Here is a 20,863-nt window from a genome sequence, read left to right as displayed (position 1 = left end):
CAACATCCATTTTCCCATACTGCTCGAGGAGACCTCAGAGCCAAACCTGTCCTTTAGCTAAGGTCACGAAAAGAGATACGTCAAATGAGAGTGCTAACCCCCTCATCTGGTTCCAAATTAGATTCCAGATGAGCTCCGCCGAGCCGAAAAGTGGCGCTAGATAACCGAAACAGAGAAGGCCACCGCGAGGTGGCCTTCTACAAGTCAACGTGAACGTCTGGTGAAACTCAATCCTTGGCCGCGTCCATCACACCCTCTTCGGAGTGCGCAGGCAGGATCAGGTTGAGCAGGATGGCGGCAACGGAGGCCAGGCCAACACCGGCCAGCGCGAAGTCGCCAATCTTCATCTCCAGCGCACCGACACCGACAGTAAGAGTCACGGCGACGATGGCGATATTGCGTGACAGCCCCAGATCCACCTTGGATTCCACCAGCGTCTTGAGACCGATGGCAGCGATGGATCCGAACAGCAGCAGCATGATACCGCCCATCACCGGCATCGGGATGGAGGTGAGCAGCGCATTGAACTTGCCGAAGAAGGCCAGAATGATGGCAAACACCGCAGCCCAGGTCATGGTGACCGGATTGAAGTTACGAGTGATCATCACGGCACCGGTCACTTCGGCGTAGGTGGTCACGGGTGGGCCACCGATGAAACCGGCGAAGCAGACGCCGATGCCATCACCGGCCAGCGTACGGTGCAAACCCGGATCCTTGGTGTAATCCTTGCCAGTCACGCCACCAATCGCCAACACGCCACCGATATGCTCGATACAGGGGGCGATGGCTACCGGCAACATGAACAACGCAGCAGCCCAGTTGATCTCCGGGGTTTCGAAGTGGGGCAGCGCCAGCCAGGGGGCGTTCACCATGCCATCGAAACTCACCTGGCCCATAAACACCGCCGAGACATAACCGGCAATCACACCGCACAGGATGGGGATCAGCTTGATCCACCCCTTGCAGAACACAGCGGCAATCAGGGTGACCGCCAGCGAGATACCGGCCAGCGTCAGCGCAGTCCCCGCAGGAACCACCTGCTCACCACCGGCGCGGCCCATCGCCATGTTGCAGGCAACCTGCGCCACAGAAAGACCGATCACCATGATCACCGGGCCAATCACCACCGGGGGCAGCAATTTGTGCACAAAACCCATCCCTTTTGCCCGGATCAGCGCAGCCAGAATGAAATACATGAAACCGGCGGCAAACAGGCCAAACATGGTGGATGGCAATCCCCAAGTCTGGGTGGCGTAGATGATGGGAGCGATGAAGGCAAAGCTGGAACCGAGGAAAATCGGGACCTGGCGGCGGGTGCAGAGCTGGAACAACAGGGTGCCCACACCGGCGCCAAGCAGGGCCATGGAGGGGTTCAGTCCGGTGAGCAGGGGCACCAGAACCATGGCACCGAAGGCGACAAACAGGATTTGCAGCCCGGCGACACTTTGCTTGACTAAGGAAAACATGGATGTCCTTAATTTTTTGATAACTGATGGGGATATTTATCACTTTTCAGTCATCACAAGACTTTTTCAAGGCACAAAATGAACACAAATGCGTCACCTGTTACCTTTTACTGCTTGGGAAGGGCATGAAACTGGCTTTTTAGGCGGGATTCGTTGCTACAAGCATCGAGTATGCGATTTTACGCATTATTGTGACGAACGCCAATCGTTTTTCCATCATGTTTATTGTGTTCATGGTCAAAGATGCCACCGCCAGGGGGCGCTCTATAATGGATCCTGTGAATCAAGATGGACAAGGAGTCCCCATGTCACAGCCCCCATTCAAGGCCAGCCAGCGCAGATTGCTTATTGGCTCGGCCATCGCACTCGCCCTGTTTGCAAACCCGTTCAGTTATGATTTCGCCCACAATAAGTGGCAAATGAATCAGGCCTATGCCAAGTCCTGCTTTATCGCCGGCACTCGCATCACGATGGCCGATGGCTCCACCCGCCCCATAGAGACGCTCCGGGTCGGTGAACGAGTGCTGGATCAACACGGCGGCAGTAACCGGATCCTGGCGGTCGAACGGGTCATACTGGGCAAACGCAGACTCTACGGGATCAATGATCTGCCCCCGTTCTTTACCGCAGAACACCCTCTGCTGACCACGCGGGGCTGGGCAGCCATCTCACCGGCCATGACACGAACCGAAAACCCGCAACTGGCAGTGCTGCCGCTATTTACCGGCATGCAGATAATGTGTCGCCCGGCACCTGTCATGGTGACGGGCAATCTGGCCCTGCAATCCCAGCCGGAATTACTGCTGGTTGAGTCACTCTGCTGGATCGAGGCGCCTCCCACTACCGCACTCTTCAATCTGCTGCTCGATGGCAGCCACAGCTACATCGCCAATGAGCTGATCGTTCACAACAAAGATGGCGATGGTGGCAGTGGGGGCAGCAGTGGTGGGGGCAGCAGCAGTGGTGGTGGCAACAGCGGCGGTGGCAGCAACAGCGGCGGAGGCAGCAACAGCGGCGGAGGCAGCAACAACGGCGGAGGCAGCGACAGCGGCGGTGGCAGCGATGGGGGCAGCGATGACAGTGGCGGCCAAGGCGAGCATGCCGGCGGAGAGCAGCATGGTGGAGGTGAACGGCATGCTGGTGGAGAAAAACATGCAGGGGGAGAACGCCATGGGGGTGGCCGCGGATTTGGCAATGGCGTTGATGACAACGGTGTGGATGCCGTCGATGCCAACGGGAACAAGCTCAGGGGTGATGGAACCATCGATGACAACGGCGTAGATGCTGTCGATGCCAACGGCAACAAACTCAGGGGCGATGGCACGGTCGATGACAACGGTGTGGATGCTGTCGATGCCAACGGCAACAAACTAAGAGGTGATGGCACGGTCGATGATCGCCAGCAAGTGCTTACCGATGAGCAGGAGCGGGTGCTGCTCAACAACGGTTTTCGCCAACAGGGGCAACCATGATGCGATATCTGTTACCACTCCTCCTGCTCGGCCTCACTGGCTGCGCCACGGTCGACACCCCGCCGCTTTACCATCAGATGGATAAGGCCGATGTTCAACTGGCCAATCAGGCACTCGCCAAGGCGCTGGAAACCCGCACCAAAGGGCAGAGCCTCACCTGGTTCAATCCGGCTAACCGTCACTCGGGTAGCGTCACCCCGCTACGCACCTTCCGCCATCCCAGTGGGGAGTGGTGCCGCGACTATCGCGAGCAACTCTATATCGGCACGGCGAGCCAGCAGTGGCAGGATACCGCCTGTCGCAATCAGCAAGGGCGCTGGCGGCCATTGCGAACTTAGTGAATGCCACGGGGTAAACGAAAGGGGGTAGCAGCGCTACCCCCTTGTCATCTTTACCGCTCCGCTATCCGGGCGGTGAATACGCGGTTATACCCGACGATAGGGCAGGTAAACCGGCTCCCACATGTGGTTGAGGATATGCTGCTGCAGATCCTGACCGATTAGCGGGTGGGAGGGATCCCGGCGCACGATATCCTTGAGCACGGCGGTCGCTACATGCACCGAGATGCTGCGCAGCTCGCGAATGCGGGGATAAACGGCCCCTTTCGCCAAATCCACCTCACTCACGCACTCGGCCAGCGCAAAGGCGGCGGTCGTGAAGACATCGGGCGTAATCTCGCGGAGCTGGCTGACGATGGCCGCCAGACCTACACCAGGGAAGATAAAGACGTTATTGCCCTGCCCGACCCGAAAATCCTGCCCTTCGTAGCTCACATCCTTGAACGGACTACCGGTTGCAACGATGGCTTTGCCCTTGCTCCAGCGGTAGATATCTTCCGGCAGCGCTTCACAGTTGGCGGTGGGGTTGGAGAGCGGGAATACCATGGGGCGCTCGCAATGTTTCAGCATCAGCTGGATGTGCTCTTCCTGGAAGGCACCGCCCGAGCCGCTGGTACCCAGCAACACCGTAATGGGCACATGACGCAGCACATCGGCCAGATTGGCCTTGCCGGGCACCTCGGTATCCCAGCCCGCCAGCAGCAGCCCCGGCTTGGCGTAGCGACGCTTGTACTCGTCGAGCCCGTCCCGGTTGTCGCACACCAGCCCCTGGGTATCCAGAATGTAGATGCGATCGCGGGCCGCCTGCGGATCCATCCCCTCGCGGATCATTCCCGCGCAGATCTGATCCGCGACGCCAACCCCACCGGCGCCAGCGCCGTAGACCAGATAGTTCTGCTGGCCCAGGGTCTCCCCCTTGACCTTGACAGCGCCGATGATACCGGCCAGCACCACGGCACCGGTGCCCTGAATATCATCGTTGAATGACGGCAGTGACTGCTGGTAGCGGGCCAGATTGTTGAAAGCATTGGATTTGCTGAAGTCTTCCCACTGCAGCACGGCGTTGGGGAAGTGGCGCTTGACCCCCTGTACGAACTTGTCGATGAACTCTTCATACTCCTTGCCGCGAATGCGCTTGTGCGGGCGCCCCAGATACATGGGATCATCGAGCAGTTTCTGGTTGTCGGTGCCCACATCCAGCGCGATGGGCATGCAGCAGGCGGGGTGAATACCGGCCCCCAGGGTATAGAGCGCCAGCTTGCCGATGGGGATCCCCATGCCGCCAACACCCTGGTCGCCGATCCCCAGAATGCCCTGGCTGTCGGTGACAACTATGATGCGGATCGATTTGGCATCGAAGTGGCGGGCCTGACTGCCCATGTCATCCACGTTGTCCGGGGTAATGTAGAGGCCGCGCGGCTTCTGGAAGCGGTGGCTGAACTCCTGGCACGCCTTGCCCACGGTCGGGGTATAGATATAGGGAGTCATCTCCTCCACATGGCGTGACAACAGGGCATAGAAGAGAGTCTCGTTGCGATCCTGCAGGGCACGCAGGTTCTGGTACTTCTCGATATCGCTGCAAGCGCTCTTGAACCCCTCATACACTCGCTCGAGCTGGGCTTCAAAAGTTTGTACCTGAGGCGGCAGCAAACCATCGAGATCAAAATCGGCCCGCTCCTGTTCGGTGAAGGCCGTGCCCTTGTTGAGGTATCGATTGTTAAGCAGATCAGTGCCGGTCAGCGCAACGGGGCGAAAATCCTGTCCCTGTGCATCTTTCCACAGCAGATATTGTCCGGTAGCCATAGTCATTCTCTTTGATTTACGTGAAATTGCCGTTCGGCAGGAGAGCAAGACTCATAATGAAATCAATCATATGACGTTTACTCGATCGGTTTTGTGAGCTTGGGCATACCCTGTGGCCAAAATCCGCTCATCTCGCTCCCCGAGTGATAAATATCCACGGAGAGGAATGAGACTCATGCTAGCATTGCGATCAATTCCGCAACGTTTCACCATGCCGCAGCCGGGAGTGACCTGATGCCCTCGACTTTTTCAGCCAGCTTTTGCCTCCTCTCGCCATGCGTCTGATACTGCTCCTTGCCCTGTCACAACTGCTTGCCTGCCAGTCAGCTCTCGCCGCACAAGGGAGAGAACTGAACATCATCGTGGGTGAATGGCCCCCTTTCGTCTCCGAGCAATCAAAACAGCACGGTCCCGTGGCCCACCTTATCAGCGATCTGTTCAAGGAGGCGGGCTATGAGGTGAAGTTCCACTTCGCCCCCTGGGGCCGGGTCTATTCGCTGGCGGCCAACAGCCAGCTCTACGATGCCACCGCCGTCTGGATGCATAAACCTGAGCGGGAGCAGGATTTTCTGTTCAGCGAAGCGGTGCTGCAGGAGCAGTTTGTCTTCTTCTCCCTCAAATCACGGCAGCTGCAGGCCGAGCGCCTTGAGCAGATCATCGGCATGCGGTTGGGGGGCGATATCGCCTACAGCTACGGGCCCGAGCTGGACAAGATGGTGGCCGATGGCAAGGTAACCCAACAGAAAGTCACCGACGTGAAGCAGAATTTCGGCAAGCTGCTGCGCGGTCGGATCGACCTCTATCCGCAAGAGCTGCGAGTCGGTCTGGCCGAGTTGCAGAGCCAGCTCGACCCCGCCAGCGCGGCACTCATCACCCACAGTCAGACCCCTTTTCTGCGCAACGACAGCTTCGTGATGTTCCCGCGCAAGATGCCGGATTCAGCCAAACTGCGGGATCAGTTCAATCAGCAGTTGCAGCAGGCCATTGCCAGCGGACGTTATCAGCGCTACTTCGAGCGGCTGGCCCGGGGGGAATATTGACCTTGGCGAGGCAAAAACAGAGGGGATAAAACAACGGTGGCGGCCCTTTGTGGCCACCACCTCTGTGATGCTTGTCAGCGGCCGGCATTAGCCGCTGATGCCCACCTCCAGCTTGAACGGCGTCTTGGCCTTGCTGCTCTCGGCCGCCCCCATCTGGTAGACCCGAATGGTATAAGTGCCCTTGGCGGGCAGGGTTGCCTCAAAGTTGTTCCCTTCCGTAGAGCCGATAAACATCGCCTCCCCCTTGCTGCCCGGCGGCAGAATATTGAAGTAGGGCTTGCCGGTCAGGATCACCACCATGCTCTGGCCCTTGTTGGCCGTCAGCTTGTAATCGAGGGTCTGGCTACCCTGAATGGTGCCGTTGATGGTTGCCCCTGACTCCCCCTTCTTGAACTGCACCTGCTGGGTCTTGATCCCGTCAGCCGCCTGCGCCACGCCCGCAATACCACCGAATAGCGCAGATGCACATACCGCTGCCAGCCATGCTTTTCTCATCATTTGTCATCCCTTGTGTGAATGGAACCCCTGTTACTGTTGCTCAAGGTGGCCCAAATAACCATCGCCGTTTGCGGCATCGCTCAATCAATTTGCCATCACGATCGACCCGCCATCAAAAGGGGCGCCGCAGCGCCCCTTCTCTTTACTCTTTGTCGACCATCAGCTTGATTTGCCCGCCTTGGGCTCATCGAGAGTGTGTTTCACCTCTTCATACCAGAGGTCGTGGTGCTCCTTGGCCCAGGTCTCGTCCACCTCGCCGGTCACCATCCCCTCCAGCGCCCCTTCCAGCTGGAACAGACCCATGTAGATATGGAAGATAAAGCCGCAGATAAGGATCAAGGCGCCTACGATATGGATAAAGCTGGCCCACTCCATCTGACGGCGCAGCTGGCCGAAGATGGGGAAGTCGAGGAACAGCCCGGTCGCCACGACGATGCCGCCAAACCAGATCAGTAGCCAGAAGATCGCCTTCTCGCCGCCGTTGGAGAAGCCCGCCGAGGGGTGACTTCCCTTGTGCTTACCGAGCATGCCGCCAAACTTCATGAACCACTGCACATCCACCATATTGACGATGTTGTGGCGGAACCACTTGATGAGCACCCCCATCAGGCAGAGGAAGAAGAGCGGCCCCACATAGTTGTGGAACACCTTGGCAAACCAGATCCAGTTCTCCCACACCCCGAGGCTCACCACCGGCTTGATGAAGTACTTGCCGTAGATGATGGCCAGCCCCGACCCGGAGAGGGTCAGGAACATGGCTGCCGTGGTCCAGTGCAGCGCCCGATCCAGCCTGCTCCAGCGCTTGAGCTTGCGCCCGGTGCGCGGCTTGGAGAGCTTGGTCTGCCCCACCACCAGATACATCAGGCCACACATGGCGAGCGACCCGAAAATAGCGATGGCACCGAGCGGCGACACCCACTTGGTCTTCACCTCAAACCAGAGCTGGCCCGGCACCGAGATTAGCACCCCGTGCTCCGGCGAGCGGGAGGTGGTCACCCCCTCCTGCCCATCCTTCACCGCCCGCCAATAATCGGCGCCGGCAAAGCCGACCGCCTCTTTCTCGGCATCGGCGAAACTTGCGGTACTCACCAGCAGCAGGGCAGCAAACAGGGCCATTAGCCAGGTTTTCATGCCGCCCCTCCCTGCTTGTTCAGCTTGCTGGCATCGTGGAACAGCTCATCGCCATTACCCCAAGCCGCATCCTTGGCACCGCGATAGGCAACCCGCTCGCGGAAGATATCGGAGATCACCTGCGCATCCCCTGCCAGCAGTGCTTTGGTGGAGCAGAGCTCGGCACACATGGGCAGCTTGCCCTCGGCGATGCGGTTGGCACCGTACTTCTGGCGCTCCGCCTCGCTGTGATCCTCTTCCGGGCCGCCGGCGCAGAAGGTGCACTTGTCCATCTTGCCCCGATCGCCAAAGGCGGCGGTTTTCGGGAACTGGGGCGCCCCGAACGGGCAGGCAAACAGGCAGTAGCCGCAACCGATGCAGAGATCCTTGTTGTGCAGCACTATGCCGTCGTCGGTGTGATAGAAGCAGTCGGCCGGGCAGACCGCCATGCAGGGGGCGTCGGTGCAATGCATGCAGGCGACCGAGATGGAGGTTTCACCTGGCAGGCCGTCGTTGAGGGTTACCACCCGGCGGCGCTGGATGCCCCACTCGAGGGCATCGTCGTTCTCGTTCTTGCACGCCGTCACACAGCCGTTGCACTCGATGCAGCGATTGGTGTCACACATGAATTTCATTCTGGCCATGGGATCAGGCTCCTACTTTGCGAAAACGGCACAGGGTGACCTTGGTCTCCTGCATCTGGGTGACCGGGTCATAACCATAGGTGGTGACTATGTTGACCGACTCCCCCAGCACATAGGGGTCAGACCCTTCCGGATATTTGGATCGCAGATCCTTGCCCTCGAAGTGGCCGCCGAAGTGGAACGGCATAAAGGCGAGCCCCGGCTTGACCCGCGGGGTCACCAGCGCCTTCACTTTCACTCTGCCTCCTTCCGGCCCCTCCACCCACACGTCCTGACCATCGCGCACGCCGACATCGTTGGCATCCGCCGGGTTCATCTCGACGAACATCTCCTGCTGCAATTCAGCCAGCCAGGGGTTGGAGCGGGTCTCGTCGCCGCCCCCCTCGTATTCGACCAGACGGCCGGAGGTGAGGATGATCGGGAACTCCTTGCTGACATCCTTCTCCTGCACCGAGGCGTACTGGGTCGGCAGGCGCCACAGGCTCTTCGAATCAGGCCAGGTGGCGTAGTCGGCCAGCAGATCCCGGCGCGGAGTGTAGAGCGGCTCGCGGTGCTTGGGCACCTGATCCGGGAAGGTCCACACCACGCAGCGCGCCTTGGCGTTGCCATACGGCACAAAGCCGTGCTTGATGGCGACCCGCTGGATACCGCCGGAGAGATCGGTCTTCCAGTTCTTGCCCTCGGCCTCTTTCTTCTCGGCCTCGGTCAGCTCATCCCACCAGCCAAGCTGCTTCATCAGATCGGCAGTGATCTCGGGATAGCCGTCTTCTACTTCACTTCCCTTCGGCCAGGAGTCTTCGGCGAGCAGCGAGACGCCCTGATACTCGATGCCGAAGCGGGCGCGGAAACCACCGCCCCCTTCCGAGACCGGAATGCTGGTGTCGTAGAGGATGTGGCTGCCGGGATGTTTCATCTCCGGGGTGCCCCAGCAGGGCCACGGCAGACCGTACACTTCGCCACTGACCGGGCCCCCTTCAGCCTTGAGGTTGGTCTTGTGGAAGGTGTGCCAGTTCTGCTGGTGCGCCTTGAGCCGCTCCGGGCTCTGGCCGGTGTAGCCCACGCTCCACATGCCGCGGTTGTATTCGCGGGTGATGTCTTCCAGCAGTGGCTGGTTGTTCTCTACCTTGATGTGCTTGAACAGCTGGTCGGCAAAGCCGAGCTTCTTGCTCAAGAGATACATGATCTCGTGGTCGACCTTGGATTCGAACAGGGGCTCAATCACCTTGTCGCGCCACTGCATGGAGCGGTTGGTGGCGGTGACGGAACCATAGGTCTCGAACTGGGTGGTGGCCGGCAGCAGGTAGACGCCGTCGGTGCGATCGTTCATCACCGAGGCGACGGTGGGGTACGGGTCGACAATCACCATCATGTCGAGCTTTTGCATCGCCTTCTTCATCTCCGGGCCGCGAGTCTGGGAGTTGACCGCATGGCCCCAGTAGAACATGGCGCGGATGTTGGAACCCTGCTCGATGAGATCGGCGTTCTCCAGCACACCATCCACCCAGCGGGAGACCGGAATGCCGTTGTTGTTCATCGGCAACTTGCCGTTGTAGGCCTTGTTGTCAAAACGTGCCTTGATCCACTCATAATCGACGTCCCACACCCGGGCCCAGTGCTTCCAGGAGCCCTCTTCCAGCCCGTAGTAGCCGGGCAGGGAGTCGGAGGTGACGCCAAAGTCGGTGGCCCCCTGTACGTTGTCGTGGCCGCGGAAGATGTTGGTGCCCGCCCCGCTCTTGCCCACGTTGCCGAGGGCCAGTTCGAGGATGCAGTAAGCGCGGGTGTTGTTGTTGCCGGTGGTGTGCTGGGTGCCGCCCATGCACCAGACCACGCAGCCGGGGCGGTTGTCGGCCAGCAGTTTGGCGGCGCCATAGACCTGCTGCTCGTTGAGGCCGGTCACCCGCTCTACTTCGGCCGGAGTCCAGCGCGCCACCTCTTTTTGCACCTCGTCCATGCCATAGACGCGGGTGCGGATGAACTCCTTGTCTTCCCAGCCGTTCTTGAAGATGTGCCAGAGCATGCCCCAGATAAAGGCGACGTCGGTGCCCGGACGCAGGGAGAGGTACATGTCCGCCTTGGCGGCGGTACGGGTGCGGCGCGGGTCGACCACCAGGATCTTGCAGCCGTTGCGCTCTTTCGCCAGCAGGATGTGCTGCATGGCGACCGGGTGGGCCTCCGCCGGGTTGGAGCCGATAAACATGATCGACTTGCTGTTGTGCATGTCGTTCAGGCTGTTGGTCATGGCGCCGTAGCCCCAGGTGTTGGCGACGCCAGCGACCGTGGTGGAGTGGCAGATCCGCGCCTGGTGATCCACGTTGTTGGTGCCCCACAGGGACGCCATCTTGCGAAACAGGTAGGCCTGCTCGTTGGAGTGCTTGGCGGAGCCGAGCCAGTAGACGCTGTCGGGGCCGGACTCCTTGCGCAGCCGCAGCACTTCGTTGCCCACCTCTTCGATGGCCTGATCCCAGCTGATGCGCTGCCACTTGCCGCCCACCAGCTTCATCGGGTATTTGAGGCGACGCTCACCGTGGCCATGCTCGCGCAGGGCCGCCCCTTTGGCGCAGTGACCGCCAAGGTTGAAGGGGTGATCAAACGCCGGCTCCTGACCGGTCCAGACACCGTTCTGCACCTCGGCATAGACGCCGCAGCCCACCGAGCAGTGGGAACAGATGGTGCGCTTCACCTCGACCGGCACCTCGGCCGCCACGGTTTTGGCCTCGGCCCGCTGCATCATGGCAGGGGCCAGCCAACCGGCCGCCACGGCGCCACCGGCCACCAGACTTGAGTTGACCATAAAGGCGCGGCGGGTCAGCCCCTGACCGCGAATGGCCTCATTGCCCTGCTCGCCCACTTGGGGCAGCTCGGCACGTTTTGTCAGTTTCATGAGTTCTCCTTCACTGATCCGGCTCAGTCGGTGCCGCGCAGGGTGCGATAAAAGTCGTGAACATGGGGGGTCTCCCGATAGCCCTTGTCAGGCTCGGTATCGTGGGTCAGCACCTCTTTGCCCACCACCCGACCGGTGGCACCGGCCAGCACGCCTATGGTGGCAACCACGCCAACTCCCTTGATCAGATTGCGGCGGGACGGGTCTTTCAGCTGTTCATCGCTCATTCTTGTGACCTCTGTTTTTGTAATGTCCGGCGCCTGCGCGCCAGCTTCGCGTCCAATGGGATATCTCGTCTGTTCGTTTTGTTGTGAGTGGATAGAGGCATTCAGCCCGGCACCACGCAGGCGCCAAACGGCAGGCGCAATTCGTTTTCCAGCTTGAAGAAATCTTCGGCAAGGGCCCCGACTGCCCGGTAGAAGCTACCCCCTTTTGCCTGTTGCTGATCGCGGCTGCAGGCGAGTACCCAGGGGGCAAGGTGGCGCTCATAGAAGCGGTTGCGCTCCGGGTGCTGCTCGGCAATCAACACCGCCATCACCTCACAGAGGGCGGCGAGATGATCTTCCGGCTCGCACACTCCGCTCTGGCGCTCGAAACCGAGGGACTGCAGATCTGCGCGCAGCACTGCCAACGGCAGCTCCATCAAAGAGCCGGTGAGATACCAGGAGGCAAACGGCACTATCTCCCCGCGCCCCAGCCCGATAAAGAGATCCTGATACTCCTCGGCAAGCTCGTTTTCGTGGTGGCTGCTGGCCGCCAGCTGCACCAGCCCCAGCCCTCTGGCAAAGGGGCCCGGCATCGGCTGCAACCCTTGCAGCCAGGCGAGCTGTTCACCACGGGGAGCGGCGCGCCAGAGACTCGCCAGCAGGGCGTAGAGATCGGCGCTGCTCTGTGCCAGTTCGGTCATGGTCAGCTCGCCAGCCTTTTCGTTATGTTGTTCACTCATCACTGGCCCCTCATACCTTGAGCTGGGAGACGGGATCCGCCGCCAGCGCTGCAAACACATCCTTGACCCGACAGTCCTCGCACATCAGCAGCCGCTGGGCGGCCTCGTTCTGGAAGTGGGAGTGACCGGCCAGCTTTTGCTGGATGCGGCGGATCATCGAGGCGGGCGCGAACGGCTTGGAGCAGCGAATGCAGCAGGCCGCCTCTTCGGCTTTCAGGCTCTGCACGGCGCGGCGCGCCTCGGGCACGGGTTGCAGGCGGGGCATCAGTACGATGGCCTGCTCGGGGCACGCCTTTTCGCACATGCCGCACTGGATGCAATCCTGCTCGATAAAGTTGAGGCCGGGCGCATGACCCACCGCATGCAGGGCGCGGCTCGGGCAGACCGCCACGCAGCCCATGCAGAGGGTGCAGTCTGCTTCTTTCAGCTCCACGCTGCCGTAAGGGGCGCCGTGGGGCACCGCCAGTGGCTCGCGGCCGCCATTGTTGGCTTGCCAGAGGGCATCGAAGGCGGCAAACAGGTTCTCCCGTTTGTCTCCTTTCAGCGGCTTGTCCAACAGGGCAACGGCTGACTGCGCGTAAAGAGACTCATCCATTTCGGCATCGCCGTTAAACAGAGCAATACGATTGGCAGCAAGACCAGCGCCCGCCAACAGCACGGCGGCGCTCGCCAGCTCTCGCTCAACCAGCGCACGGACACTGGCGGGAGCATCGTCGCCCAGCGCAATGCGCACCGCGCTGGCGCCATAGACGAGGGCGGCAAACCAGCTCTCGATGCCTAAACTCGCGCTCTCCTCCACCCAGACTGGCAGCCAGTTGGCGGGCAGGCGGGTGAGTTCGGCTTCCACCCATTCGCGCTCGTTTTCACCAGCGATGAGCAGCTGCGGCGCGTCGCCGCCCGCCTCCCGATAGTGCTTGAGCAGGCGGAACAGGTAGTCGCCGCTGGTGTTGGCATCGGGCTGGTGATAGGCAATCGCCCCGGTCGGACAGGCAGAGGCACAGCTGCCAAAGCCCTGACAGAGATGGGGATCGATCTGGATGCGACCATTGATGGGCTTGAGGGCATCGGTCGGACAGACATCGAGGCAGCGGCTGCAACCGGGCACGCCGCGGGCGGTAAAGGCGCAGGCCTCGGGGTCGAGGCGAAAATAGCGCGGCTTGTCGAAGATACCGGTGAGGGCACAGAGCTCGGCAAGCCGTTCGGCAAGCCCTTGGTCATCAAAGAGATGCAGATAACCGACCGGCGGGCGCTCCAGCGCAAAAAGCGGAGCGCGGCCCAGATCGGCTACCAGATCAAAGCGCGGTTCGCCATTTTCCGCAGCCTGCTGAGTAAAACAGATCGCCGCCAGAGAAATACGCTCCCCCTGACCATTGAGGCCAGTGAGCTGGAACTGCCCCAGATAGCCTGTCAGGCTCGGTTCGCGCAGGGTCAAGGCCGCGAGGGATGCGGTGGCATCGAAAATGGTTTCGAGATCTGCTGCCTCGGCATCGTGGACCACTTCGGTCACCAGCAGGGTGGGCTTCACCCCGGCGGGCAGCAGGCTGGCAGCGCGGCGAATGCGATCTTCCGGGCCGACCAGCAGCAGGCGCCCCTGACTCTGGTAAGAGACAGTGGCCGGGATCAGGTTGTCGGTCTTGACCGTATGCTGCAGGGCATAGGCGCGAGCGCGCGCGTTATGCTCGGCCGCCCCCGCCCCATGGGCAAGATTGGAGGCCAGATTTGGGGTCAGATTTGGCAATGTTTGTTCAGTGCTCACATACGCTCCTGTGCGCGCCACCTCATGGGATGGGCGCTTGTTGGTAAGCCGAGAGAGCAAGAGGCGAGCCAACTCCCCCGGAAAAAAAGTGACTGACAGGGAGTCAGGATCCTGAGGGTTCCATTCCCCCACCTTTGGTTGGGACATTTTGTCCACCAGAGGAAACCAAAATGTCCCGATCGTCGGTGTGGGTTTGAGAATGGTTATCAGCCAGCTCGGGCGGCTCGGCGGCAGGTTCGCTGACAAGCGCCAGCGGTTCAGAGGATCCGCTGGCCGGATTGGCCGATTCGCTCTCCGGGGCGGTTACCTGATCTACCAGCCAGTTGCGCAGCCCGGCGGTCAGGGCCGCAGGCAGCAATTCGGGCTGGCTGAAATCCTGGGTGTAGTCGTCGAGCCCATCCGGCTTATGGCTGCGAAACATGGCCCGCAGCGCCTCCTTGTCGGGGAGTTTTGCCTTGCCCGGCTGGGCTGTTGTTAGCTGCGGTTCGCCACTCTCGGCCCCCTCAACGGCAAGGGGTTCACAGCTCCCCTTGTCAGTGCTGACTACGGGGCTATCCAGCGATGTATCTGGAGTTTTACCTTCGCCACTGCCTTCGATGGGGGCGGCAACCGCCACGGGAATGGCCTCTTCCCGTGGCTGCAATGCCTGATGCTTGCGCGCCTCACTCTTGCGTGACGACCAGCGTTTGAGGAACTCACTCATGGGCGCGATTTCCGCTGTCACTGCCACGCTCGCGGCCATCGGGGCCGGTGGCTTTAACGGCGCCACAGCTGGCTTGATCTAACGTATCTCTTGATGTCGCTACAGCCGTATCGAGGCCCAGCTGATCCTGCGCCCGCCCCTTGCCCTTCTTGCCCTTGCGACGGGCCTCCAGCAGCTCGCCGTGGCGGCCGATAAAGGCCTCCACCCAGGCTTGCAGCGCTTCGGGCAGCGGGCAGGAGAGCACCTGCCGCTCGCCATCCATATAGGCGGCAGCCACGGTCTGGCTCAGGGTGAGGCCATCGGCCACAAAGCCGCTGTCTACGCGGCTTCCGGTGACAAAGAGGCGGGGCGAACCGGAGCTCAGATTGAAGCGATAATCCCCCCGCTCATCGCGAAACAGGGTAAGGGGCAAGGCACCGGCAGCCTCAGGCTCGGCGGGATGGAGCGCCGCAATCTCGAAACGGCGGCTCTGCCAGCGGCCAACCTGGCTGTCGATGGCCTTTAACTCCAGTTGCAGCCAGCGCTGCGGGGGCAAGGTATTGGTGGTGTCTTGCACTGTCACGGCTCCCATCAGAAGGTCTCTGCCGGGCCGCCCTCCCCCGTAATCCACCTCGGTCGGGGCGGATCACAGCTGGAGATTTATGGCGGCCACGGCCATCAATGGGATAAGACATAGCAAGAGTGGGGCCAAGGCAGGTTTGGTGGCCGATGGGGGCTTTGATGCGGGTTGGGTCGTCGTGCGGGATATGGGTTGGCACAGGCGTAGGTTGGTGCAGAGCGCAGCGAAGCCCAACATACGGAGTAAGACCAATGTACAAGATAAATTAAATTTTTCAGTTTGTTAGGTGTAACTGGCTGGGTTATGGAAACTGAAATTTTGAAATGGTATAGGGCTGGGAGGGAACTGTGGCTAGTTCGCCACGGAGAAGATATTTTGAACTGTTTGTATCCGGTCACACAGGGCGTGAACTGATAACTACGGGATTCACTAAGGCGGCCTCACTTGCCTGCACGAAACTTTAAGCAGCTTCGCCAAACTGAACAGGTAAGGTGGGCACCCCTTCATGCTTGGGACTAGCTCCAGATCCTCGATAGTTCGATCATTGTTAAATGAACATATAGCCTCAAGTGATGGCACAAAAAAGCCCATCGGAACACTATCGTTCCGAATGAACTCTGCAGCCCTAGCAACGGCCTCTGCAATGAGAGAAGCGTCAAAGGGAGCTCTACAGTCATCACGTTTGATAACTACCAGTTTCACTTAAATGTCACCTTCGTTCCTGTCAGCAAAATCTCTACCCTTAGAAACAACATACTGCTGCTTCAATATGAAGCTCGTACCGGAGGAATCGGCGGTTCCCCCTAGTAAAACGTGAGTTAGTTGTAAGCGAACTCAAATGCATGTGAACGGTTCATATGAACCTCCTTATTAAGAAAACTATGCAGCTTTCTTGGAGTCAGTAGTAAATCAAATAATCAGCTTGCTCTAGGCGCTAAAACCTCCTCGACCATGAGTTCTGCCAAGGACTCACAGCAACATCTATGACCTTCAGACACCAACAAAATAATTCCATGCTAGACGTATGAGTTCCCGACCAAATTGATAAACCGCACCTTTTAAAAAGGTTCTGGTGAGTCCATCACTCGTCGGAACTGTTTCATGCTTGCCTTTACGGGTCGTGGGTTGTTTGTTTTTTGTGTTTTCTTTTCTGCGTCGCGACATATCAATTTTCCTTGATATGAGGGACGCCTAACTCTGCGTTTGCCGAGGGTAGGAACGGCATCAAGAGATATTGGGTAGTGTGGGTAGAACTTCAAGACCCATTGGAAACATTTCTTATAAAAATGAGGATTGGCACCAAGCCAGCGGAGGGAGTGTACAGGGCTGTAGGTTCGAATAGCGGAGCGTATTCGGACGATCGAGTATCTGACGATTGGTTGATTCGGTCATTCCGACGGCTAAACGATAAATCCGTTAGCCGGTCACTCCATTTTCTGTCGAGACTGGTCAATCATGCCGCACCAATTCGGCGGGGAGATACCGCTTGCTGCGTAATGATGAACTGTGGAATAAGGCCAAGCGGCCGTCCCCTTTTCTTTTCGTAGCCGAAAAACCAAGCATAGCGTCACGACCCGGCGATATGCGCACGAGTGCAAGGCTACAAATCTCGCGATCGTCCGAATACGCTCCGCTATTCGAACCTACTCAACCGCATAGAGAGAATCTCGCCCAAAGTAATCTGGAACAAAACTTGCTGTATCTCTTCCCTTAGATCCCGGCAACCGGTCGCGAGGGGCCCATGACACCGACCTTTATCAAAAGCAATGCTGCCGCCCAGCTCACCATGGCCGTCGAGGTGATGGATGAACAGGGCACAATGAACACCCGCCAAATCGCCTGTGAGCGGCCACTGACTGTCTACCTCAACTGGAAGGAGATAGTGACCCTGATGACGCTGGGGGCCCGCCCCGAGGCGCTGGTGCTGGGTTACCTTAAAAATCAGGGCTTTATCGAGGATATCTCGGCCATCGAGTCGGTTATCGTCGACTGGGAGAGCGAGGCCGCCGCCGTGGTGAGCAGCCAGCAGGCTGAAGATCTCGACAAATCGCTGGAGAAGAAGACGGTCACTTCCGGCTGTGGTCAGGGCACCATGTATGGCAGCGTGATGAAGAAGCTCGAAGGGGTGGTCTTGGCGGCGCCCGAGCTTAAACAGAGCACCCTCTACGCCCTGCTCAAGGCGCTGTCGGCCCATAACGAAACCTACAAGATGGCGGGTGCGGTGCATGGCTGCGCCATCTGCCGCGGCGCGGAGATCCTCTCCTTTGTCGAGGATGTGGGGCGCCACAATGCGGTGGATACCCTGGCGGGCGAGCTATGGATGCGCGGCGAGAGTGGCCACGACAAGATCTTCTACACCACAGGGCGACTCACCTCGGAGATGGTGATCAAGGTGGCGCAGATGGGCATTCCAGTGCTGTTGTCGCGCTCCGGCGTCACCCAGATGGGGCTGGATCTGGCCCGCCAGCTCGGCATCACCATGATTGCCCGCGCCAAGGGGCGCCATTTCGAGGTATTCAGCGGCCACGACCATATGGTGCTGGACGAGAAGCCGCCGGTGCTGGCGCCCAGTCCGGCTGGTCGCGGGATGCGGGATTAAGTCATGAACGAATTTATGAATGTGAAGCAGGTGGCGGAATACCTCGATCTCAACGAGAAGAAGGTCTACCAGCTCGCCAACGAGGCGCGCATCCCCGCCACCAAGGCGACCGGCAAGTGGCTGTTTCCCCGCTCCCTGCTCGACCGCTGGCTGCTCGGCAGTTGCCACGAGGGGGTGATGAACGACCGGCTGCTGCTGGCAGGCTCGGACGACGTGCTGCTTCACTACGCCAGCAGCCGCTTGGCGCAGCAGCTCGGCACCCAGGCACTGGTGGGCTACACCCCGTGCGGTACCCGTCAGGGGCTGGCGATGCTGGCGCGCGGCCATGTGGATCTCTGCGCCATCCACTGGGGGCAGGCCGAGGAGGCGCACCTGCGCCACCCGGCGCTGGTGCAGCAGTATCAGGGCCACCGGCAATGGGTGATCGTTCATGGATTTCGCCGGGTGCAGGGGCTGGTGCTGCGCCAGGGGTTGCAACCCAAGGAGGCGAAAGAGGCGCTCGACTGGCGCTGGGCCATGCGTCAGGAAGGCGCCGGCAGCCAGCGCGCCCTGCAGGAGTGGCTGCAAACGCAAGGCGAGTCGCTGACCCGGCTGGAGCGCACCCTCGAGGTCAACAGCGAGCGGGAACTGGCCGCCGCCATCAGCCGCGGCGATGCGGATGTCGGGCCCGGCGCCCAGAGCACCGCCACCGAGTTTGGCCTCGGCTTTATGCCCTTGTCGCAGGAGTGCTTCGATCTGGTGATGCCGCAAGGGGTCTTCTTTCGCACCCTGCTGCAACAGCTGATCGGCTGGCTGCAATCCCCAGAGGGGCGCGAGCTGGCGGCCCGCCTCGGCGGCTATGACCTGACCCAAAGCGGCAAGCTGGTGTGGAGTCTGCAGTAAATAACCACTCACCCACCGACAAAACAGCCCGCCAACCATGTTGACGGGCTGTTTTTATAACGGGCCTTTTTATAACAGCCTCAATCGCTTGTCTCACGCCCCTCGGCATTGAGCGCAATGCGCCACCCTTCCAGTTTCGCGGGCTCGCTGCCGCTGGGCAGCAGGGCGTGGCTGCGCAGCCGCACGGTAAAGCAGCTCCCCTGCCCCGGGGTGGAGTCCACCAAGAGCTCCCCACCCCAGCGACTGATGATGCGGTGGCTCAGGGCCAGACCCAGCCCGGTGCCGGTAGCGCGGGTGGTGAAGAAGGGGTCGAAGATCTTGTCGATAATCGCCGCTTCGATGCCGCTGCCGTTATCGATCACCCGCACCTCGGCCCCGCGCAACTGACCCAGTTCATCGACCCAGTCGCGGCTCTCGACCCGGATCTCCCCCTGCTCCCCCAGCGCGTGACTGGCATTGACCAGGAGGTTGATCAGCACCTGCAACAGCTGCTGGCGATCCGCCTCGATGGGCTGCTGGGCCCTGAGATCGGCCACCAGCTCCACCTGCTGCTGGCGCAGGGCGGAACGCACCAGAGTCAGGCTCTCCTCAATGATGGGGTTGAGGTGCTGCCACACCGGCGCGGTCTCGTAATCGCCAGGGCGAGAGTATTGCAGCAGGCTGCGGGTGATGGCACGAATGCGCTCGATCTGGGCCAGCACCAGCGCCAGCTCTTCGCGCACCGGCTCGGCCGCTTCCCCCAGCTCCAGCTTCATCAGCTCCACATTGCCGAGGATCACCGCCAGCGGGTTGTTGATCTCGTGGGCCACACCGGCCGAAAGCTCGCCAAGGGCCGCCAGCTTCTCGCTGATCAGCAGCTGCTGGCGCGCCTCGGTCAGCATATGGATATGATCTTCCAGCTCGGCAGTCTTGAGCTCGAGGCTTTGGGTACGCTCGGCCACCTTCTGCTCCAGTTCGTCGGCGCTGCGAGCCATCTGCTGCTGGTGCGCTTCTTGCCTGTCCAGCATGGCGTCAAACTGGCGACCGAGTTGGGCCAGCTCGTGATCGGGGTCGAGGGCCAGCGGGCCGATGCGGGCCGACTCCCCGGCCTGCACCTGCCGCACCACCTTGTGCATCCGCTCGATGGGGGTGAAGAGATCCCGCGCGCCGCGATAGACCAGCAGGCCGGAGAGCAGCAACAGCAGCACCACGCCGGAGCCCAGCTCCACCAGATTGGTGAGGTAGGTGCGGATGATGGGCCACTCGAGAAAGCCGACATAGAGCATGCCGAGCCGTTCGCCCCTGGCCCCCAGCAGCGGCTCGTAGCCGGAGACATACCAGGCGTCGTGGACGAAAGCGCGGTCTATCCAGATATCCCCCTGCCCCAGCACCTGTTCGCGCACCGGGGGCGAGACCCGGGTGCCCACCGCCCGGCCAACCTGACGGCTGCTGCTGACCGGCACATTGGTGCTCACCCGCAGATCATCGAGAAACAGGGTGACCGTACCTATGCTCCCCTCTGGCAGGGTGTTTTTGGCAAACACCTGACCCTTGATCTCATCCACCAGCCGGGTACTGCCGTTAATCAGCTCCCCCCCCTCCAGCACTGCCCAAAGGGATCCGTCGCGCCCCATCACAGGCGTCAATGACAGACTGATCAGCCCCCGGCTCTCCACCGCTTTGGTGCCATCCCGCTGCCACAGCACGGCTCGCTTGGCCAGTTGCGGGGAGAGGGCGAGCATCTCCTGCTGCGACCAGACCACGAAGTGACTGACGCTGCGTCCGGCACTCAGGGTCGTCAGCTCCTGCGCCGTCAGAGCCTGAAGCTCGGCGCCGCTACGCAGGCGCAGAAAATCGAGACCATAGTTGGCAGCCAGCGGCATCACCCACTCGTCCAGCCGGGTTGGTGACTCACGCAGCCGCAGTTGAAAAGCCCAGGCATCCCGAAGATGTTCGAGGTGCTCGGCCTGACGCTGCTGCTGCACGCTGACCGCATGATGGGCGACGCCAAGGTCGCTGCGCACCGTGGTGAGCAGGTTCTGCCAGCTGTAGGTGAGGGTCCAGTAGAGGGTGAGCGCGATCATGCCCACCAGGGTGAGCATGATGGGTACCGAGGTGAGCAGCAGCAGGCGCCAGCGCACTTTGGTTCGCACGCAGCGGGGGAGCAGAGTCAGTTTCATCGCCACC

At 60.6% G+C, this 20,863-nt stretch carries 18 protein-coding genes; 5 read left to right on the top strand and 13 right to left on the bottom strand.

Annotated features, from left to right (window positions below; all coding sequences use genetic code 11):
* Positions 1-227 precede the first annotated feature (227 nt).
* Positions 228-1,466 carry a uracil-xanthine permease family protein gene (locus tag G5253_RS07440; RefSeq protein ID WP_005347636.1) on the bottom strand — a complete coding sequence of 413 codons (1,239 nt, stop codon included), beginning with the start codon at positions 1,464-1,466 and terminating at the stop codon, positions 228-230.
* Positions 1,467-1,771: 305 nt separating this feature from the next.
* Here G5253_RS07440 and G5253_RS07435 point away from each other — a divergent pair, with 305 nt between their 5' ends.
* Both G5253_RS07435 and G5253_RS07430 read left to right on the top strand, forming a co-directional pair.
* Positions 1,772-2,938 (top strand): hypothetical protein, encoded by a 1,167-nt coding sequence (locus tag G5253_RS07435; RefSeq protein WP_421203053.1) that lies wholly within the window; start codon positions 1,772-1,774, stop codon positions 2,936-2,938.
* Positions 2,935-3,276: an RT0821/Lpp0805 family surface protein gene (locus G5253_RS07430; protein ID WP_421203051.1), complete on the top strand. Its 342-nt coding sequence runs from the start codon at positions 2,935-2,937 to the stop codon at positions 3,274-3,276. The genes G5253_RS07435 and G5253_RS07430 overlap by 4 nt, the downstream gene beginning before the upstream one ends.
* An 87-nt stretch (positions 3,277-3,363) precedes the next feature.
* Here G5253_RS07430 and G5253_RS07425 read toward each other — a convergent pair whose 3' ends face one another.
* Positions 3,364-5,079 (bottom strand): NAD-dependent malic enzyme, encoded by a 1,716-nt coding sequence (locus G5253_RS07425; RefSeq protein WP_199415397.1) that lies wholly within the window; start codon positions 5,077-5,079, stop codon positions 3,364-3,366.
* A gap of 275 nt (positions 5,080-5,354) precedes the next feature.
* On the opposite strand from G5253_RS07425, the gene G5253_RS07420 reads away from it, so the two are divergent.
* Positions 5,355-6,119 carry a substrate-binding periplasmic protein gene (locus G5253_RS07420; RefSeq protein WP_199415398.1) on the top strand — a complete coding sequence of 255 codons (765 nt, stop codon included), beginning with the start codon at positions 5,355-5,357 and terminating at the stop codon, positions 6,117-6,119.
* 87 nt (positions 6,120-6,206) lie between these two features.
* On the opposite strand, the gene G5253_RS07415 is transcribed toward G5253_RS07420, so the two are convergent.
* From G5253_RS07415 to G5253_RS07370, 10 genes are all read right to left on the bottom strand, one after another.
* Positions 6,207-6,617, bottom strand: coding sequence for a hypothetical protein (locus tag G5253_RS07415; RefSeq protein WP_013723543.1), 411 nt, complete (start codon positions 6,615-6,617; stop codon positions 6,207-6,209).
* Between the two features lie 159 nt (positions 6,618-6,776).
* Complete coding sequence (locus tag G5253_RS07410; RefSeq protein ID WP_005334792.1) at positions 6,777-7,748, bottom strand: formate dehydrogenase subunit gamma; 972 nt, start codon at positions 7,746-7,748, stop codon at positions 6,777-6,779.
* The gene (gene fdh3B / locus G5253_RS07405) at positions 7,745-8,371 is read right to left on the bottom strand and encodes a formate dehydrogenase FDH3 subunit beta (protein WP_270905927.1); all 627 of its coding nucleotides are present in this window, start codon (positions 8,369-8,371) and stop codon (positions 7,745-7,747) included. The genes G5253_RS07410 and fdh3B overlap by 4 nt, the downstream gene beginning before the upstream one ends.
* A 4-nt stretch (positions 8,372-8,375) precedes the next feature.
* Complete coding sequence (locus tag G5253_RS07400; protein ID WP_421203048.1) at positions 8,376-11,252, bottom strand: formate dehydrogenase subunit alpha; 2,877 nt, start codon at positions 11,250-11,252, stop codon at positions 8,376-8,378.
* A gap of 23 nt (positions 11,253-11,275) precedes the next feature.
* On the bottom strand, positions 11,276-11,479 hold the full coding sequence (locus G5253_RS07395) for a transcriptional initiation protein Tat (protein WP_005303194.1): 204 nt from the start codon (positions 11,477-11,479) through the stop codon (positions 11,276-11,278).
* Between the two features lie 101 nt (positions 11,480-11,580).
* The gene (locus tag G5253_RS07390; protein ID WP_421203045.1) at positions 11,581-12,198 is read right to left on the bottom strand and encodes a TorD/DmsD family molecular chaperone; all 618 of its coding nucleotides are present in this window, start codon (positions 12,196-12,198) and stop codon (positions 11,581-11,583) included.
* A gap of 10 nt (positions 12,199-12,208) precedes the next feature.
* Entirely contained in the window at positions 12,209-13,954 is a 1,746-nt protein-coding gene (locus G5253_RS07385; protein ID WP_421203044.1) for a 4Fe-4S dicluster domain-containing protein, read from the bottom strand.
* Between the two features lie 103 nt (positions 13,955-14,057).
* On the bottom strand, positions 14,058-14,657 hold the full coding sequence (locus G5253_RS07380) for a DUF3306 domain-containing protein (RefSeq protein WP_421203042.1): 600 nt from the start codon (positions 14,655-14,657) through the stop codon (positions 14,058-14,060).
* Positions 14,650-15,228, bottom strand: coding sequence for a DUF3305 domain-containing protein (locus G5253_RS07375; protein ID WP_421203040.1), 579 nt, complete (start codon positions 15,226-15,228; stop codon positions 14,650-14,652). The genes G5253_RS07380 and G5253_RS07375 overlap by 8 nt, the downstream gene beginning before the upstream one ends.
* Positions 15,229-16,206: 978 nt before the next feature.
* Positions 16,207-16,380 (bottom strand): hypothetical protein, encoded by a 174-nt coding sequence (locus tag G5253_RS07370; RefSeq protein ID WP_181294890.1) that lies wholly within the window; start codon positions 16,378-16,380, stop codon positions 16,207-16,209.
* 577 nt (positions 16,381-16,957) lie between these two features.
* Between G5253_RS07370 and G5253_RS07365 the strand changes: the two genes are divergently transcribed.
* Complete coding sequence (locus G5253_RS07365) at positions 16,958-17,815, top strand: formate dehydrogenase accessory sulfurtransferase FdhD (protein WP_323968682.1); 858 nt, start codon at positions 16,958-16,960, stop codon at positions 17,813-17,815.
* 15 nt (positions 17,816-17,830) lie between these two features.
* The gene (locus G5253_RS07360; RefSeq protein WP_421203115.1) at positions 17,831-18,697 is read left to right on the top strand and encodes a substrate-binding domain-containing protein; all 867 of its coding nucleotides are present in this window, start codon (positions 17,831-17,833) and stop codon (positions 18,695-18,697) included.
* A gap of 80 nt (positions 18,698-18,777) precedes the next feature.
* Here G5253_RS07360 and G5253_RS07355 read toward each other — a convergent pair whose 3' ends face one another.
* Positions 18,778-20,856, bottom strand: coding sequence for a sensor histidine kinase (locus G5253_RS07355; RefSeq protein WP_421203038.1), 2,079 nt, complete (start codon positions 20,854-20,856; stop codon positions 18,778-18,780).
* Positions 20,857-20,863: the final 7 nt, after the last annotated feature.

It is taken from the genome of Aeromonas sp. 602658 (assembly GCF_049173005.1).
Lineage (GTDB): Bacteria > Pseudomonadota > Gammaproteobacteria > Enterobacterales > Aeromonadaceae > Aeromonas > Aeromonas veronii_A.
Note: the sequence above shows the minus strand (reverse complement) of the source record. Positions and strands in the feature narration are given on the sequence as shown.

Excerpts from the sequence above, each read along its gene's own strand:
- G5253_RS07410 (WP_005334792.1), bottom strand. The coding sequence starts at position 7,748 with ATGAAAACCTGGCTAATGGCCCTGTTTGCTGCCCTGCTGCTGGTGAGT.
- G5253_RS07355 (WP_421203038.1), bottom strand. The coding sequence starts at position 20,856 with ATGAAACTGACTCTGCTCCCCCGCTGCGTGCGAACCAAAGTGCGCTGG.
- G5253_RS07400 (WP_421203048.1), bottom strand. The coding sequence starts at position 11,252 with ATGAAACTGACAAAACGTGCCGAGCTGCCCCAAGTGGGCGAGCAGGGC.
- G5253_RS07415 (WP_013723543.1), bottom strand. The coding sequence starts at position 6,617 with ATGATGAGAAAAGCATGGCTGGCAGCGGTATGTGCATCTGCGCTATTC.
- G5253_RS07370 (WP_181294890.1), bottom strand. The coding sequence starts at position 16,380 with ATGTCGCGACGCAGAAAAGAAAACACAAAAAACAAACAACCCACGACC.
- G5253_RS07435 (WP_421203053.1), top strand. The coding sequence starts at position 1,772 with ATGTCACAGCCCCCATTCAAGGCCAGCCAGCGCAGATTGCTTATTGGC.
- G5253_RS07440 (WP_005347636.1), bottom strand. The coding sequence starts at position 1,466 with ATGTTTTCCTTAGTCAAGCAAAGTGTCGCCGGGCTGCAAATCCTGTTT.
- G5253_RS07365 (WP_323968682.1), top strand. The coding sequence starts at position 16,958 with ATGACACCGACCTTTATCAAAAGCAATGCTGCCGCCCAGCTCACCATG.
- G5253_RS07360 (WP_421203115.1), top strand. The coding sequence starts at position 17,831 with ATGAATGTGAAGCAGGTGGCGGAATACCTCGATCTCAACGAGAAGAAG.
- G5253_RS07420 (WP_199415398.1), top strand. The coding sequence starts at position 5,355 with ATGCGTCTGATACTGCTCCTTGCCCTGTCACAACTGCTTGCCTGCCAG.
- G5253_RS07390 (WP_421203045.1), bottom strand. The coding sequence starts at position 12,198 with ATGAGTGAACAACATAACGAAAAGGCTGGCGAGCTGACCATGACCGAA.
- G5253_RS07430 (WP_421203051.1), top strand. The coding sequence starts at position 2,935 with ATGATGCGATATCTGTTACCACTCCTCCTGCTCGGCCTCACTGGCTGC.
- fdh3B (WP_270905927.1), bottom strand. The coding sequence starts at position 8,371 with ATGGCCAGAATGAAATTCATGTGTGACACCAATCGCTGCATCGAGTGC.
- G5253_RS07425 (WP_199415397.1), bottom strand. The coding sequence starts at position 5,079 with ATGGCTACCGGACAATATCTGCTGTGGAAAGATGCACAGGGACAGGAT.
- G5253_RS07395 (WP_005303194.1), bottom strand. The coding sequence starts at position 11,479 with ATGAGCGATGAACAGCTGAAAGACCCGTCCCGCCGCAATCTGATCAAG.
- G5253_RS07380 (WP_421203042.1), bottom strand. The coding sequence starts at position 14,657 with ATGAGTGAGTTCCTCAAACGCTGGTCGTCACGCAAGAGTGAGGCGCGC.
- G5253_RS07375 (WP_421203040.1), bottom strand. The coding sequence starts at position 15,228 with ATGGGAGCCGTGACAGTGCAAGACACCACCAATACCTTGCCCCCGCAG.